Genomic DNA, 15,568 nt, shown 5'->3' with positions numbered 1-15,568 from the left:
GGCGCGCCCCAGCGTGGTGCGTCGGACGCAGGCCCCGGCCGTGCCGCCGCCCCCGGTCCTGCCGCTCCCGCCGGCCCCGACGTCGGCGGCGGCGAAGCCCGTCTCGGTGGCGCCCACCGCGGCGGCGACCACGACGTCAAGGCCCACCGCGACGTCAAGGCCCACCGCGACGAGGGCGCGGTCGGACGACCTGCCGCTGCTCGACGGCGGGGACGAGGCGACCCCGAAGTCCCGCGGGGCCGCGACGGCGACCCGCCCGACGCCCCCGGGCTAGCGCGCCGCCGCGTTCCCCGCGTCCTGGGCCTGGAACGCGTGACGGTGGTGGCCCCGTCCGCCGACGGCCCGTCGTCCGCAGGGGCGGGCGAGCACGCTGCGAGCGCCACCACGGCGGCGGCGGACAGCACAACGGACAGGCGGCGCAGTCTTCTCAGGCGGACCCCACCTCGCGTCGAGAACGTCTCGGGCACTGCACGGCGGGCAGTCCACGGCGGACGATCACCTGCGGTCGGGCGGCCGGGGCGGCCCTGCGAGGATCGAGGTCGTGCGCAGTAACACCGACGGCCCGATCACCCTCCGTTCGATCGCCCCGTCGGTGTTCCTGCCCGCGCTCGTCTACGAGATCGGCAACGGCGCGATCGCGCCCGTCATCGCCCTGACGGCGCTGGACCTCGGGGCGTCCCCGGGCACGGCCGGGTTCATGCTGGCGTTGCTGGGCGTCGGCCAGATCCTGGGGGACGTGCCCGCGGCCCGGCTGGCCGACCGCATCGGCGACCGGCACGCGATGGTGCTGGCCGCGGGCGTGGCGGTCGTCTGCCTGCTGGGATGCCTGCTGGCCGGGTCGCTGCTGGTGCTGGGGCCCGCGCTGCTCGTGATCGGGGCCGCCAACTCCACGTTCTACCTGGCCCGGCAGAGCTACCTCACCGAGGTCGCCCCGGTGACGTTGCGGGCACGGGCCATGTCCACGCTCGGCGGCTCGCACCGGATCGGGCTGTTCCTCGGGCCGTTCGTGGGCGCGGCGGCGATCGGCCTGCTGGGCCTGCGCGGGGCCTACGTCGTGGCGATGGTCGCGGCGACGTCCGCCGCCGTGCTGCTGCTGGTGGTGCACGACGTCGAGACGTCGGGGGCACGGCCGGTCCGGGGCGGGGTCAGCCCGCGGGAGATGCTCTCGCGCTACCGCGCGCTGTTCGCGACGCTGGGGCTGGCCGTACTCGCGGTGGGTGCCGTGCGGGCCGCCCGGCAGACGGTGCTCCCGCTCTGGGGCGACCACCTGGGCCTCGGCCCGGGGCAGACGAGCCTCGTCTTCGGCATCGCCAGCGCCGTCGACATGGCGCTGTTCTACCCCGCGGGCAAGGTCATGGACCGCTACGGGCGCCTCGCGGTGGCGTTGCCGTCGATGCTGATCCTCGGCGGGGCGATGATGGCCATCCCGCTCACGCACGGCGTGGTCACGCTGACCGTGGTGGCGATGATCATGAGCTTCGGCAACGGCATCGGCTCCGGGATCATGATGACGCTCGGCGCCGACACCGCCCCCGCCGACGCCCGGACGCAGTTCCTGGCCGTCTGGCGGCTGTTCAGCGACTCCGGCAACGCCGCCGGGCCGGTCGTGGTGTCGGTGGTGGCCCTGTTCTCGACGCTGGCCGCGGGCATCGTCGCCATCGGGTCGGTGGGCCTGCTCGCCGCCGTCGCGCTCGGGATCTGGGTGCCGCGGTGGTCGCCGTACGCCACGCCGCGCTCGACCCGCGAGCACCGCGCAGCCGGCTGACCTCCAGCGGAAGCCGGTGATCGTGATCGACCGGATGACGTGCCGCTGGAACACGAGGAACAGCACGCGCAGCGGCAGGATCGCCACGGTGGTGGCGGCTTCCAAGATCGCACGTGCGGCGCTGTCAAGCGCTGGTGAGCGGCCGGTTAGCCTCAGGTGTGCGGTATTTCTACGATACTGAGTTCATCGAGGACGGCACGACGATCGACCTCGTCTCGATCGGTGTGGTCGGGGAGGACGGTCGCGAGTTCTACGCGGTGTCCACGGAGTTCGACCCCGACAAGGCCGGTGCCTGGGTGCGGGCCAACGTGCTCCCCAAGCTCCCCTCGCCCGCCGACAAGGCGTGGCGCTCGCGTGAGCAGATACGCGCCGACCTGCTGGCCTTCCTCGCCGACGCGCCCGGTGAGGTCGAGCTGTGGGCCTGGATCGCGGCCTACGACCACGTGGCGCTCTGCCAGCTGTGGGGCGCGATGCCCGCCCTGCCGAGAGCCCTGCCGCGGTTCACGCGCGAGCTGCGCCAGCGGTGGGAGGACGCCGGCCGCCCGCTGCTGCCGCCGCCCACCTCCGACGCGCACGACGCCCTCGCCGACGCCCGGCTCAACCGCAAGCGGTGGGACGCGATCGAGGCGGCGATGGCCGCGCGCCGGTGAGGGTGCATCCGGCGCCCGGAACCCAGCGGCCCCCCGCCCGTCGGACCGCCTAGTCTTAGGGTGTGAACTGGACCGTCGACGCCCCGGTCGAAGTGCTGCCCGAGCTGCCCCCCCTGCCCTCCGACCTGCGTGCCCGTCTCGACGATGCGCTGTCCCGTCCGGCCGCCCAGCAGCCCGACTGGCCCGACGCCGCGCACGTGGCGCACGTGCGCACGGTGCTGGAGAGCGTCCCGCCGGTGACGCTCCCGCCCGAGGTCGACCGCCTCCAGGAGCGCCTCGCATCGGTCGCGAAGGGCGAGGCGTTCCTGCTGCAGGGCGGCGACTGCGCCGAGACGTTCGTCGACAACACCGAGCCCCACATCCGCGCCACCATCCGCACGCTGCTGCAGATGGCCATCGTGCTGACCTACGGCGCGTCGCTGCCGGTGGTCAAGGTCGGGCGCATCGCCGGCCAGTACGCCAAGCCGCGCAGCGCCCCGATCGACGCGCTCGGACTGCCGTCCTACCGCGGCGACATCGTCAACTCGCTCACGCCCGACCCTGCGCTGCGCGTGCCGGACCCCTCGCGCATGGTGCGTGCCTACGCCAACGCGAGCGCCGCCATGAACCTCACGCGGGCGCTCACCGCCACCGGCATGGCCGATCTGACGAAGGTCCACGACTGGAACAAGGACTTCGTCCGCACGTCGCCCGCGGGCGCCCGGTTCGAGACCATCGCGTCGGAGATCGAGCGCGCGCTGCGGTTCATGGACGCGTGCGGCGTGGACGACCACAACCTGCACAACGTCGAGTTCTACGCCTCCCATGAGGCGCTGCTCGTCGACTACGAGCGCGCGATGCTCCGCATGGACAACCGCGACGGTGTCGAGTCGCGCCTCTACGACCTCTCGGCGCACTTCCTCTGGATCGGGGAGCGCACCCGCCAGCTCGACGGCGCGCACATCGCGTTCGCGGAGCTGCTGTCCAACCCGATCGGGCTCAAGATCGGCCCCACGACCTCGCCCGAGCTGGCCGTCGAGTACGTCGAGCGGCTCGACCCCCACAACACCCCCGGCCGGCTCACGCTGATCAGCCGCATGGGCAACGGCAAGGTCCGCGACGTGCTGCCCGCGATCATCGAGAAGGTCGAGGCGTCCGGGCACAAGGTCATCTGGCAGTGCGACCCGATGCACGGCAACACCCACGAGTCCACCACCGGCTACAAGACGCGCCACTTCGACCGCATCGTCGACGAGGTGCAGGGCTTCTTCGAGGTGCACGCCGGGCTCGGCACCCACCCGGGCGGCATCCACGTCGAGGTCACCGGGGAGGACGTCACCGAGTGCCTCGGCGGCGCCCAGGAGATCTCCGACGCCGACCTGGCCGGCCGCTACGAGACCGCCTGCGACCCCCGCCTGAACACCCAGCAGTCGCTCGAGCTGGCGTTCCTGGTGGCGGAGATGCTGCGCGGCTGAGCTCCACCCTTCCGACGGGAGAGGCCCGGCGTACGTGCACGCCGGGCCTCTCCAGTCGTTCCGGGGACTACTGCTCGAATGTCGGCGTCACCGTCGCGCGAGCGAGGGTGTGACCGAACATGTTGAAGCCCAGGAAGGCCGGGGACGCCTCCGCGGGGACCTCCAGGGCGTCGACGTCCAGGGCGTGCACCACGGTGAAGTAGCGGTGCGGGCCGTGGCCCTCGGGCGGGGCCGCGCCGATGTAGCCGACCCCGCCGCCGTCGTTCCTGAGCTGGACGGCGCCCTCGGGCAGGCCGGAGCCCTTCTCGTCGCCGGCCCCTGCGGGCAGCTCGGTGACCGAGGCGGGGATGTTGAACACCGCCCAGTGCCAGAAGCCGCTGGCCGTGGGGGCGTCGGGGTCGTACACGGTGACGGCGAAGCTCTTCGTGCCCTCGGGGAACCCCGACCACGCGAGGTGCGGGGAACGGTCCTCGCCGCCGGGCACGCCGAACGCGCCGCTCGCGTGCGGGTCGGCGAGGCGTTCGCCGTCGGAGATGTCGTCGCTCGTGACGTCGAAGGCGGGTACGTCGGGAAGGAAGGAGTAGGGGTCGGGCGCCGTGGCCATGACGGGTCCTCTCAGGTGGTTGCGTACCGAACCACCATTCCCCTCCCGCCTCACGGGGCAAACGTGGGGTGGTTCAGCCGTCCCCGTGGGAGTGTGCCCGTAGCCGCTCCGACCACGACAGCGCCCGCGGCGGATCGCCCACATCGGCCACGAGGACGCCGTCGTGCTCCCGCACCGGGTAGGTGCCCAGCTCGTACTGCGAGGTGGTCTCGCACGCGCCGGTGTCGACGTCGAAGCGGTACCAGTGCCACGGGCAGACGACGATCTGCCCGTCACGCACCCAGCCCTGTTCCAGCGGGCCCTGGTTGTGCGGGCAGACCGCGTCGGTGACGCGCGGCCCGTCCTCCAGCGCGAAGACGGCGAAGCTGCGCCCGTCGTCCGCGCGGACGACCCAGGCGTCCCGCCCGTTCGCCTCGCCCAGCGGGACGAGCGTCACCTCTTGCCAGAGGCCTTGAGGTCGGCGAGCGACTCCCCGCCGACGAACCACAGCTCCGGCTCGCACTGCTGCACCACGACACGCACGTTCCCGACGGGTGCCCCGATGGACTCGTGGACGGCCGCGGTGACGGCCTCCCCGAGCGCGGCGAGCTGCTCGGGCGTGCGTCCCTTGGCGAGCGTGATCTGAACGAGCGGCACGACAAACTCCTCCTCTGTGCTGACTGTTCGCTGCCGTGCTGAATGTTCGCTGCGCAAGCTCCGCTCAGCGGCAACCCAGCTCGACGGTGCCGAGCCGGTCGATCGAGGCGACCACCACGTCACCGGGGGCGACGGGCACGGCCGCGGTGAGCCCTCCCGAGAGCACGACGTCGCCGGCGCGCAGGCCCTCGCCGTCGGCGGCCATCGTGCGCACCATCCAGGCCACGGCGGCCGCGGGGTGTCCGAGCGACGCCGCGCCGGACGCGGTCGACACGACCTCGCCGTTCTTCTCCAGCACCACCCCGACGAGACGCAGGTCGATGCCCGCGGGCGGCACCGGCGTGCCCACGACGAACCGACCCGCCGAGGTGTTGTCGGCGACGACGTCGGCCATCGTGAAGCGGTAGTTCCGGAAGCGGGAGTCGAGCACCTCGATGCCCACGGCCACACCGGACGACGCCGAGATCACGTCGGACGCGGTGACGTGCGGGCCCGCGAGGTCGCGGCCCAGGACGAACACGACCTCCGGCTCGCAGCGCGGCTGGATGAGCTGCGAGGTGTCCAGCGGCTCGCCGAGGTCGAGGGCGTTCCTGCCGGCGAGGAACCCGAAGACCGGAGCGCTGACGCCGACCTGCGCCTGCTTCGCCCGCGACGTGACGCCCAACTTCCAGCCGACCAGCGGGCCGGCCTCGTCGCGGAGCACCCGCTGCACGGCGTAGCCGCCCGCGAGGTCGAGCTCGGGGGCGTCGTCGGAGAGCTGGTCGATCGCTGCCCGGTCGGCGACGGCCTTGGTCAGCCGGCCCGCCAGCTCGGTGGTGTCGATGCTCATCTCAGGCTCCTACCCGGACCGTGATCGGGCCCAGCCGGTCGAACTCGGCGCGGAAGACGTCGCCGGCCTGCATCGGCACGGCCGCGTGCAGAGCGCCGGTCATGATCAGGTGGCCCGGTTCGAGGGCCACCCCGTTCTCGCCGAGCACGTTGGCGAGCCAGGCGACGACGGCCACCGGGTCGCCCAGTGCGGCGGCGCCGGCCCCGGTGTCGATCAGGTCGCCGTTTCGGGTGAGGGTCATGCCGATCAGCCGGGAGTCGATGCCGTCGAGCGGGACGACGCGGCTGGACGTGGCCATCGCGCCGTTGGACGCGAGGTCGGCGACGGTGTCGGCAAGCTTGATCCGCCAGTCGGCGATGCGGGAGTCGACGATCTCCATCCCGGCCACCGCACCGGCGATGGCGGCGTGCGCCTGCGTCACCGTCACGCCCGGGCCCTGCAGCCGCTCACCCAGGACGAAGACGATCTCGGCCTCGATCTTGGGCGCGATGAAGCGGCCCAGCGGGATCGTGTCGCCGTCGCGGTAGACGGTGGAGGCGAGCACCGGGCCGTAGTCGGGGGAGTCGACGCCCACCATCTGCTGCATCGGCTTGCTGGTCAGGCCGACCTTGTGGCCGATGATCCGGTCGCCGTCCGCCAGCAGCAGGCCGATGAGCTCCTTCTGCACGGCGTACCCGTCGGCCATGCCGAGGCTCGGGTCGTCGTCGGTGAAGGGGGCGATCGGCACGCGGCTGCGGCGGGCGTCGTAGAGCGCCCTGGCCTTCGCCGGGGCATCGGTCACGGGCATGCAGGAGCTCCTCGTCGATGGGGTACTGGTGTGATCGTGTCGACCACGCGGCCGGCCGTCACCGCCGTGGTTCCGCTCACCGGAACGCGCGCGGCCGAGCCGCGATGGTCAAGGCCCAGACGTCGCGTGTCGATCTCCGCGAACGACATCGTCGCCGTGGTCAGCGGAGTGGCTGTCATGCCTCGCGGCCCCTCGCCGCCGACTCCTCGGTCCAGCCGAGGCGGCGGCTCACGGCCTCGCCCGCCTCCACCAGCGCGCGGGCGAACCGCCGCCGGGGGACCGCGCCGAAGCGCGCCACCGGCGCCCCGATGCTGACGGCCGCGACGACGTCGCCGTGCAGGTCGCGGATCGGCGCGGCCAGGCTGGCCACCCCGATCTCCCGCTCGTTGATCGCCTCGGCCCAGCCGCGTGCGCGGACGGTGGCGAGCTCGCTGCGCAGCACCGCGGCGTCGACGATGGTGTGCGGCGTGAGCGTGGCCAGCGGGCGGGCGAGGAACGCCTCACGCTCGTGCTCGGGGGCGTGGGCCAGCAGCACCTTGCCGCTGGACGTGCAGTGGGCGGGCACGCGGCGTCCGGTCTCGGTGAACAGGCGCAGCGAGTGGGCGCTCTCGAGCCGGTCGACGTAGACCACCTCGTCGCCGTCGAGCACCCCGACCTGCGACGACTCGCCTGTCTGGTCGCGCAGGTGGGCGAGCACCGGGCCGGCGGCGGCGTGCAGGTCGAGGTGCACCCGGACCGCCTCGCCCAGCTCGAACATCACCACGCCCAGCCGGTAGCCGCCGGTACGGGACTCCTGCTCCAGGAGCCCTTCGGCGACCAAGGTGGTGAGCAGCCGGTGGACGTTGGACTTGCCGAGATCCAGCCGGCGGGCCAGTTCGGACACCCCGAGCGAAGCCTCCCGCGACCGGAACTCCTTGAGCAGCCGCGCGGCGTTGCGCACGGTGGACAGCATCGCGTCGGTCATTCGGGGGCCTTCGGCGTCCAGTCGCGTCTGCCGCCCACCGATTCCAGGAGCGTCCTGCGGATCTCGTCCGGGTCCGGGTTCGGCGTGGCCACCAGCTTGTCGATCTCCGCATTGTGCGGGGCGATGGCCTTCGCCAGCAGGGCCTGGGCTCTGGGGAGGCCGGCGCTCGCGGCGCCCACCAGCTCGTCGACGAGGCTCTCCCGCCCGCGGACGCGGCTGCGGATCGTCTCGAAGTCCCGTGCCGCGGCCGAGTCGTTGCTCGCCAGCCCGGAGCCGACGTGCCCGGCGTGGTGCGGGGTCAGGCCCGAGCCGGGCTGCGCCACCACGTGGTAGACGGCGGTGGACAGGCCCAGCGCGTGCTTGACCTCGGCGTATGCGGGCTGCTCGCGCTCGTCGATCAACCCGAGCGCGGGGACGACGACCGGGTCGTAGAACCGCAGCGACCAGGTCAGGCCGGGAAGCTCGCCGGGCAGCGAGACCTCCTGGCCGCGCAGCGGGCCCAGGTCCTCGCGGGTGGCGAGCAGGTGCAGGTTGCGCGCGCCGACCGCGGCCACGGTCAGCGGCGGCGTCGACGAACTCAGGCCTGCCAGCAGGGGCATCCGGCCACGTACGGCGGGCGGGAACGTGTCCGCCTGAGCGAGGTAGGAGCGGTGCAGGGCGGTGACGTAGTCGGCCACGGCCGCGCGCATGTCGAGCGGATCGGCCACGGTGTCGTCTCCGTTCTGATATGCGGAACAGTAGGTCTTCCTTCCGGAACGCTAGGCGGGTTAGCGTCGCAGCGTCAAGGAGCCACCCAACCCCGGGAGCTGATAGCCGTGGGGATCCTCCGCCTCGCTCACATCGACGTCCGCACACCGGATCTCGAGCTCGCCACCGCCTACTACACCGATGTCATGGGCCTCCAGCAGGTCCAGCGCACCGACGACACCGTCTGGTTCAAGTGCTGGGACGAGGAGGACCACCACTCGCTGCGCATGCGCCGCAACGCACGTACCGGGATGGACTCCTTCACCTTCCGCGTGGAGGCCGAGGACGACCTCCACGAGTACGAGAAGAAGCTCGCCAACTACGGCTGCCAGGTCAGCCGCGTCTCCAAGGGGGAGGCGGTCGGGCAGGGCGAGTCGATCCGGTTCGAGGTGCCGTCCGGCCAGATCATGGAGCTGGTCTGGGACGTCGAGAAGACCGGCAACATCCTCGGTAAGCACAACCCGTCACCCGTGCCGCCGCCGGACCTGCCCGGCATCGCCCCGCCGCGGATGGACCACATGCTGGTCAACGCCGAGGAGGTGGGCGAGTCCGCGCGCTTCTTCCAGGACGTGCTGGGGCTGCGCCTCACCGAGCAGGTGCTCGACGGCAACGGCCACCAGCTCGGCGTCTGGCTCGCCGGCAAGACGAACTCGCCGCACGACATCGCGATCGTCAACGGCCCGAACGGCGCGCTGCACCACTGGGCGTACTGGCTCGACGACTGGGACGACATCCGCAAGGCCGCCGACACGCTCGCCTACAACGGCGTGCAGATCGACCAGGGCCCGACGCGCCACGGCATCACGCGCGGCAACACCATCTACTTCTTCGACCCGCTGGGCATCCGCAACGAGGTGTTCACCGGCGGGTACTGGTCCGAGGCCGACCAGGAGATCATCACCTGGACCGAGCAGGAGTTCGGCAAGGGCCTGTTCTACTACGAGAACGTCGTCGCGCAGCGCTTCCTGCGGATGCACACATGAGACCTGTTTACAGGGTCGAATCATCGATACAGAGACCTGTTTGCAGGGTCGAATCACCGATACAGCGAGAGGACGGCCATGCCTGATCGGATCCTGCGGCTGCAGCACGTCGAGGTGCGCGTCCCCGACCTCGAGCTGTGCACCGCCTACTACACCGAGGTGCTCGGTCTCGTCGAGACCGCCCGCGACACCAAGGACGGCGCCGACCGCGTCTTCCTCAAGTGCTGGGACGAGCACGAGCACCACTCCGTCGTCCTGCGTCAGGCGCCCACCTACGGGCTGGACCACATGTCGTTCAAGGTGGCCGAGCAGGGCGACCTGGACTACTTCACCGACAAGCTGCAGGCCGTCAGCGTGCCGGTGAAGCGCTACGCCGCCCGTGAGCTGGGCCCGGGCTGGGGCGAGGCCATCCGCTTCGAGTCGCCGTCCGGCCACCTCGTCGAGCTCGTGTACGGCATGGAGCGGCTGGGCAACATGCTGCCGCTGACCAACCCGCCGCCCAAGCCCCAGGGCCTCGTCGGCATCGCGCCGCCGCGCCTGGACCACGTGTTCGTCATGGCCGAGGACGTCGAGGCGTTCACGGCGTTCTTCACCGAGGTCCTGGAGTTCCGCCTCACCGAGCAGATCGTGGCCAACGACGGCCACCAGCTCGCCGCGTTCCTCGAGCGCAGCCACACCCCGCACGACATCGCCGTCATCACCGGCCCGAACGGCGCGCTGCACCACTTCGCGTTCTGGATGGACGACTGGAACGGCATCCGCGACGCCGCCGACACGCTGGCCTACCACGGCGTGACGATCGACGTGGCGCCCACGCGGCACGGCGTCACCCGCGGGTACACCACCTACTTCTTCGACCCGGTGGGCAACCGCAACGAGCTGTTCACCGGCGGCTACTGGGTGGACCCGGACTTCGAGCCGATCACGTGGACGGAGGAGGAGATGGGGCGCGCCATCTTCTACTACCACCGCCAGGTGAACGAGAAGTTCTTCACGGTGCACTCATGAGCACCCCTCACGACCCGCGCAAGATCGACCGGTACGAGGCGCCCAACTACCTGGCGAAGTACCGGGAGCGCCAGGGCGCGAAGACGGCCCCTCCTGACGACGCGGATGGCCAGGACGCGTCCACGCCGCTCTACCTGCGGCGGTTCCGGGCGCGGGCCGCCTCGCCCGAGGTGCCGGTCATCCAGGTCGACGGCGAGAGCTTCACGCGTGACTTCGCCGAGGCGTCGCGGGAGAAGGAGATCGTCGCGCCGCCCTCGCGTAAGGCGGCGGAGGACTTCGTCGCGGAGATCCGGATCATCCGCCACGGCATCACCCAGGGCTACTCCACCGACGCCGGCCTGACGCCGATGGGCGGCTGGCAGGCCCACCAGCGCGGGCACTCGCTGTCGAAGAGCCTCAAGGAGGGCCACAAGGTCCGCATCGTCTGCGCCGACACCAACCGCGCGCGGCAGACGGCCGAGCAGATCCACCGCGGCATGCTCGACGGGCTCGACCAGTGGCAGCGCAAGGCGGAGGTGTCCGAGCCGGAGTCCATCCCGGAGCTGCGCAACTTCGGCGTCTGGACCCCCGACGGGCTGCGCGACGTCACGTCGGCGTTCCGGCAGTACCAGGCCACGATGGAGAAGCTGGAACGGATGGCCGTGGGGGACCGTCCGCGCTGGCTCGTCGAGATCGACCGGTTCTACCGCGTGCAGCTGGGCGGGGCCGACCCGATCCACATGTGGCTCACCATCCCGCTGATGTACTTCGAGCCTCCCGCGCTGTGCGTGCGCCGGTTCTGGCGGGGCTTCCACCGGCTGATCGCCGAAGGCGAGGACGGCCAGCGGATCGTCGCGGCCACCCACTCGGGCCCGATCCGGGCATTCGCCACCTGGGCGCACGGCTACGACCCGGGTGAGCCCTACAACACCGAAGAGGTCGTGGTGAAGGTGCGCCGCGGCGGTCAGACTGCCCTGGTGGCCTACCGCAACCGAGTCACCGAGGTGAACGTGCCGCCGCCGGACGAATTTCCCCAGTGGGAATCATGACTGCCTCGGAGAGCTGATGCCATGACGCTGACGGATCTCGACGCCGCGATCCTCGATCCCGCCTCCCTCGCACCGGAGGTCCCGGAGCTCGTGCCGGAGCGGGAGGACGGCCCGCTCCGGTCGGTCTCCATCGCCATGGCGGTGCTGGGCTGCTTCGAGCAGGAACGGGAGCTCGGCGCCACGCGTGTGGCCGCCGAGCTGGGCATCGCCAAGAGCACCGCGTGCCGGATGCTGGCGGCGCTGGCCACGAGCGGGATGCTGGAACGGTCCCGCTCCGGGCGCTACCGGCTGGGGCTGCGGCTGTTCGAGATCGGGCAGCTCGCGGTCGACCGGCTGATGCTCCGCGAGCTCGCCCTGCCCGTGCTCGGCGAGCTGCGCGAGATCCTGCGGGAGACCGCGCAGCTCGCGGTGCCCGTCGGCGCCGACGTGCTCTACGTCGACCGGCTGGAGGGCAACAGCGCCGGCACGATGTTCCACACCGAGCTCTACCGGCGTGGCCCGGGCCACAGCTCCAGCGCGGCCAAGGCCATCGCGGCGTACAACCCGTCGATGGCGAGGGCGATCCTCGAGCGCGGCTTCCAGCGGCGCACCCCGTTCACGATCGTCGACCCGCAGCGCTACAAGCAGGTGCTGCGCCAGGTGCGGATCGACGGACACGCGGCTTCGCGGGAAGAGCACACGATGGGCATGTCGTCGGTGGCGGCGCCGATCGTGGTGAAGCGCGGTGACCGCACGGTCGCGGTCGCGGCGATCTCCGTGGTCGGCGGGACCTCACGCGTGCTGGGGGCGCGCAAGATCGCGGTCGTGCAGAGCGTCCGCCGGGCGGCCGCCTCCGTCTCCGCGGCGCTGGAGCGGTCTCAGGAGTAGCGGGGTCCCGTGCAGCTGGAGTGGATCCAGGCGTTCCTCGCGGTGGTCGACCGCGGCGGGTTCACCGCCGCGGCCGTGCACCTCTACCGCTCGCAGGGCCGCGTGAGCAGCTACATCGCCTCGCTCGAACGCGAACTGGGCACACAGCTGTTCGACCGGGACCAGCGGCCCGCCCGGCTGACGTCGACGGGGGAGGCGTTCGTCCCGCACGCCCGCGCGATGGTCGACGAGCTGGACGCCGGTCGCGCCGCGATGGCGTCGGTGCAGGGGCTCATCCGGGGCGACGTCGCGCTGGCGACCTATCCGAGCGCCGGTGCGGCGTTCGTGCCGGACGTGCTGGCGCGCTTCGCCCGTGACTTCCCGGGCATCCGGGTGGAGCTGGTCGAGCAGGCCGTGCACGGCATCGACCTCGCGCTGGACAGCGGGCCCGCCCTGCTCGCCGTGCGCCCGACCCTGCCGCCGCCGCGGAGCACCCAGCCGCTGGAGCACGCGATCCTGTGGCGGGAGCCCATGTGCGTGGTGGTTCCCGAGGGGCACCCGCTCGCGGGCGCGGAGTCGGTGGACCTGGGGGAGCTGCTCGACGAGCAGCTCGTCGTCTCCGGTCACAACCTGCGCCTCGACACCGAGGCCTTCCGGCTGCTCGCCCGCACGGGTGTGGAGCCTCGCATCCGGTTCCTCTCCGACCAGCCGCAGATCCTCGTCGGGCTGGTGCGCAGCGGTCTCGCGATCGGGTTCACCAACCGGCTCGCGATGGAGAGCGTCCGCACCGAGGGCGTCGTCGTGCTGCCGGTCGGGCCGCCGATGCAGCGGGAGGTGGCCGTGTACTGGACGCCGGCGCTGGCGGGTTCCCCGGCGGCAAGGGCTCTCCTGCGGACCGTGCTCGCCACCCCCGTCCCCCCGACGGCGACGGACCTGAGATCCGACGAGCATCCGGATTCCGGATGGCCAAGCCCGAGGACATGCGATTGACCCCTGCCCGTGGCCTGTCGATGCTGGGGGGACCGCGTGAGCCGGACCACATCCACGGAGGGAGGCGGCCATGACCAGCACCGACCTCGGCGGCCTCGTGGCGATCGTGACCGGCTCCAGCTCCGGTATCGGCAGGGCCGTCGCGGCCCGGCTGGCCGCCGGCGGCGCCGCGGTCGTCGTGAACTCCCGCGACGACGGCCGGGCGAAGGAGGCTGCCGATGAGCTCGTGGCAGCAGGGCACCGGGCCGTCGGCGTGGCCGCGGACGTCGCCGCCCCGGACGCGGGCCGCCTGCTGGTCGACGCCGCGCTCGATGCGTTCGGCCGGCTCGACGTGCTCGTCAACAACGCGGGTCTCCCGCTCGTGCGGCCCGCCGAGGAGATCACGCCCGACGAGTGGCGCACGGTGTTCGCGACCAACGTCGACGGCCCGTTCCGCTGCGCGCAGGCCGCGGCGACGGTGATGCTCCCGCAGCGCAGCGGGGTGATCGTCAACATGTCCTCGGTGTTCGGGTCCGTCGCCGTGCCCGGCCGCGCCGCGTACGTCACCGCGAAGCACGCCCTCGACGGCATGACGAAGTCGCTGGCCGTCGAGTGGGCCGACCGCGGGGTGCGCGTGGTCTCGGTCAACCCCGGCTACGTCGCCACGCCGTTCGTCGAGGCGACGATGGCCGCAGGCCGCTTCTCCGCCGACGACATCGCCCGCCGCACCCCTCTGGGCCGGCTCGCCCAGCCCTCCGAGGTGGCGGAGCTCGTCGCGTTCCTCGCCTCGCCCGCCGCGTCCTACCTCACCGGAGCCCAGGTGCCGATCGACGGCGGCTGGCTCGCCTACGGGGGCTGGTGACCAGCCCCGCATGTCCCGGTCCACCACCACGCAAGGGAGTGATCATGCTCGACGCCGAGACCGTGCTCCTCGTCCACTGCCGGATCTTCGACGGCACCGGTGAGGAGGTGATCCCCAACGGCGCGATCTGGATCGACGGCGAGGAGATCCGCCGCGTCGGACCGATGGACCAGTTCACCGACATCGACGAGGACGTGCCGCGCATCGACGTCGGCGGCCGCTTCGTGATGCCCGGGATGACCGAGGCCCACAGCCACCTGTCCTACTTCAACGCGGGCAGCCTGCAGGACCTCGACATGAACTGCACCGCCGAGGCCACCACGATCTTCGCGGTCAGCAACGCCCGCACGATGCTGCGCTGCGGCTACACCTCCGCGCACAGCTTCGGCTCGCTGCACGCCGTCGACGTCGCGGTGCGCAATGCGATCAACTCCGGCGGGGTGCCCGGCCCGCGCTACGTCGCCTGTGGCCGGGACGTGCTCGGCACCGGCGGGATGATCGACTGGAATCCCGACCACCTCAAGCTCGGCATGGACGGTCTCGCGCTGCTCGCGGACGATCCGTGGCAGGTGCGCAAGGTGATCCGCTCGGTGCGCAAATCCGGCGCCGACACCGTCAAGGTCTACCTCGACGGCGAGGGCATGATCGAGTCCGACCTGCCCGGCGAGCTGTCCTACACGCAGGAGGAGGCCGACGCCGCGGCCGACGAGGGCCACCGCCGCAACCTGCGGATGATCTGCCACGCGCGCTCCGCCGACGCCGTGACGATGGCGATGAAGGCCGGCTTCGACGTGATCGGCCACGCCAACTACCTCGACGACGAGTCGCTCGACCGCATGCGCCGCGAGCGCCACCGCATCTTCGTCACGCCCGCCATCCACTGGCAGGTCGGGCTCTACGAGAACGGCGAGCCCTACGGCTTCACCGCGCCCGCACTGGACTCCCTGGGCTACAAGGACGAGATGGTCGAGACCATCGCCAGCGTCGCGAAGATGAGGGCCGCGGGCATCCGGGTGCTGCCGGGCGGCGACTTCGGCCTGGCCTGGACCCCGCACGGCACCTACGCCCGCGACCTGCAGAACTTCGTGGAGCTGTTCGGGTTCACTCCGCGGGAGGCGCTGACCGCCGCCACCCGCGACGCCGGTGCGCTCGTGGACTTCGGTGGCAAGGTCGGCACGCTGGAGGCGGGCAAGTTCGCCGACATCGTGGTGGTGGACGGCGACCCGCTCACCGACATCACGGTGCTGCAGGACCTCGATAAGATCGTCACGGTGATCAAGGGCGGCCGGGTGTACCACAACACGCTCGACTCCGGCCCGCGCTTCGACCTGTCCGCCACGCCCGGGATCACCGCGGCCTCCTACCGCGAGCTGGCCCGCACGCCGTGACGGGACTGGACGTCGCCGCCCTGCGCCGCGCTGCCTCGGCGCAGGGCG

The 15,568-nt window shown here is 72.0% G+C and carries 17 protein-coding genes; 10 read left to right on the top strand and 7 right to left on the bottom strand.

What is annotated here, in order from left to right:
- Window positions 1–541 precede the first annotated feature (541 nt).
- From JWR81_RS04830 to JWR81_RS04820, 3 genes are all read left to right on the top strand, one after another.
- The gene (locus tag JWR81_RS04830; protein WP_297647002.1) at window positions 542–1,765 is read left to right on the top strand and encodes an MFS transporter; all 1,224 of its coding nucleotides are present in this window, start codon (window positions 542–544) and stop codon (window positions 1,763–1,765) included.
- Between the two features lie 158 nt (window positions 1,766–1,923).
- Complete coding sequence (locus JWR81_RS04825; RefSeq protein WP_297646998.1) at window positions 1,924–2,415, top strand: polyadenylate-specific 3'-exoribonuclease AS; 492 nt, start codon at window positions 1,924–1,926, stop codon at window positions 2,413–2,415.
- Between the two features lie 62 nt (window positions 2,416–2,477).
- A complete protein-coding gene (locus JWR81_RS04820; protein WP_297646995.1) occupies window positions 2,478–3,869 on the top strand; it encodes a class II 3-deoxy-7-phosphoheptulonate synthase in 1,392 nt (463 codons plus the stop codon).
- A 67-nt stretch (window positions 3,870–3,936) separates the two neighbouring features.
- Here the strand turns inward: JWR81_RS04820 and JWR81_RS04815 are convergent, their stop codons facing one another.
- The 7 genes from JWR81_RS04815 to JWR81_RS04785 form a co-directional block, all read right to left on the bottom strand.
- Window positions 3,937–4,473: a YbhB/YbcL family Raf kinase inhibitor-like protein gene (locus tag JWR81_RS04815; protein WP_297646993.1), complete on the bottom strand. Its 537-nt coding sequence runs from the start codon at window positions 4,471–4,473 to the stop codon at window positions 3,937–3,939.
- Between the two features lie 73 nt (window positions 4,474–4,546).
- Entirely contained in the window at window positions 4,547–4,909 is a 363-nt protein-coding gene (locus JWR81_RS04810; RefSeq protein ID WP_297646990.1) for a Rieske (2Fe-2S) protein, read from the bottom strand.
- Window positions 4,906–5,109: a 2-hydroxymuconate tautomerase gene (locus JWR81_RS04805; protein WP_297646989.1), complete on the bottom strand. Its 204-nt coding sequence runs from the start codon at window positions 5,107–5,109 to the stop codon at window positions 4,906–4,908. The genes JWR81_RS04810 and JWR81_RS04805 overlap by 4 nt, the downstream gene beginning before the upstream one ends.
- 64 nt (window positions 5,110–5,173) lie before the next feature.
- Window positions 5,174–5,938 (bottom strand): fumarylacetoacetate hydrolase family protein, encoded by a 765-nt coding sequence (locus JWR81_RS04800; protein WP_297646987.1) that lies wholly within the window; start codon window positions 5,936–5,938, stop codon window positions 5,174–5,176.
- A 1-nt stretch (window position 5,939) separates the two neighbouring features.
- On the bottom strand, window positions 5,940–6,725 hold the full coding sequence (locus JWR81_RS04795) for a fumarylacetoacetate hydrolase family protein (protein WP_297646985.1): 786 nt from the start codon (window positions 6,723–6,725) through the stop codon (window positions 5,940–5,942).
- 175 nt (window positions 6,726–6,900) lie between these two features.
- Window positions 6,901–7,689 (bottom strand): IclR family transcriptional regulator, encoded by a 789-nt coding sequence (locus tag JWR81_RS04790; protein ID WP_297646983.1) that lies wholly within the window; start codon window positions 7,687–7,689, stop codon window positions 6,901–6,903.
- Window positions 7,686–8,396, bottom strand: a complete 711-nt coding sequence (locus tag JWR81_RS04785) for a hypothetical protein (RefSeq protein WP_297646981.1) — start codon at window positions 8,394–8,396, stop codon at window positions 7,686–7,688. Before JWR81_RS04785 ends, JWR81_RS04790 begins: the two co-directional genes overlap by 4 nt.
- Window positions 8,397–8,504: 108 nt before the next feature.
- Here JWR81_RS04785 and JWR81_RS04780 point away from each other — a divergent pair, with 108 nt between their 5' ends.
- The 7 genes from JWR81_RS04780 to JWR81_RS04750 all read left to right on the top strand — a co-directional run bounded on the left by JWR81_RS04780 (window position 8,505) and on the right by JWR81_RS04750 (window position 15,520).
- A complete protein-coding gene (locus tag JWR81_RS04780; protein WP_297646979.1) occupies window positions 8,505–9,419 on the top strand; it encodes a catechol 2,3-dioxygenase in 915 nt (304 codons plus the stop codon).
- 78 nt (window positions 9,420–9,497) lie between these two features.
- Window positions 9,498–10,427 (top strand): catechol 2,3-dioxygenase, encoded by a 930-nt coding sequence (locus JWR81_RS04775; RefSeq protein ID WP_297646977.1) that lies wholly within the window; start codon window positions 9,498–9,500, stop codon window positions 10,425–10,427.
- Window positions 10,424–11,455, top strand: coding sequence for a histidine phosphatase family protein (locus tag JWR81_RS04770; RefSeq protein ID WP_297646975.1), 1,032 nt, complete (start codon window positions 10,424–10,426; stop codon window positions 11,453–11,455). Before JWR81_RS04775 ends, JWR81_RS04770 begins: the two co-directional genes overlap by 4 nt.
- A 21-nt stretch (window positions 11,456–11,476) precedes the next feature.
- Window positions 11,477–12,322, top strand: coding sequence for an IclR family transcriptional regulator (locus JWR81_RS04765; protein WP_297646973.1), 846 nt, complete (start codon window positions 11,477–11,479; stop codon window positions 12,320–12,322).
- Between the two features lie 9 nt (window positions 12,323–12,331).
- Window positions 12,332–13,291, top strand: a complete 960-nt coding sequence (locus JWR81_RS04760; protein ID WP_297646971.1) for a LysR family transcriptional regulator — start codon at window positions 12,332–12,334, stop codon at window positions 13,289–13,291.
- A 70-nt stretch (window positions 13,292–13,361) separates the two neighbouring features.
- Entirely contained in the window at window positions 13,362–14,132 is a 771-nt protein-coding gene (locus tag JWR81_RS04755; RefSeq protein ID WP_297646969.1) for an SDR family NAD(P)-dependent oxidoreductase, read from the top strand.
- A 44-nt stretch (window positions 14,133–14,176) separates the two neighbouring features.
- On the top strand, window positions 14,177–15,520 hold the full coding sequence (locus JWR81_RS04750; protein WP_297646967.1) for an amidohydrolase family protein: 1,344 nt from the start codon (window positions 14,177–14,179) through the stop codon (window positions 15,518–15,520).
- The last annotated feature ends 48 nt before the right edge of the window (window positions 15,521–15,568 follow it).

Source organism: Pseudonocardia sp. (genome assembly GCF_025965585.1).
Lineage (GTDB): Bacteria > Actinomycetota > Actinomycetes > Mycobacteriales > Pseudonocardiaceae > Pseudonocardia.
The sequence above is the reverse complement of the archived record's forward strand: the minus strand, read 5'-3'. Positions and strand labels throughout refer to the sequence as shown.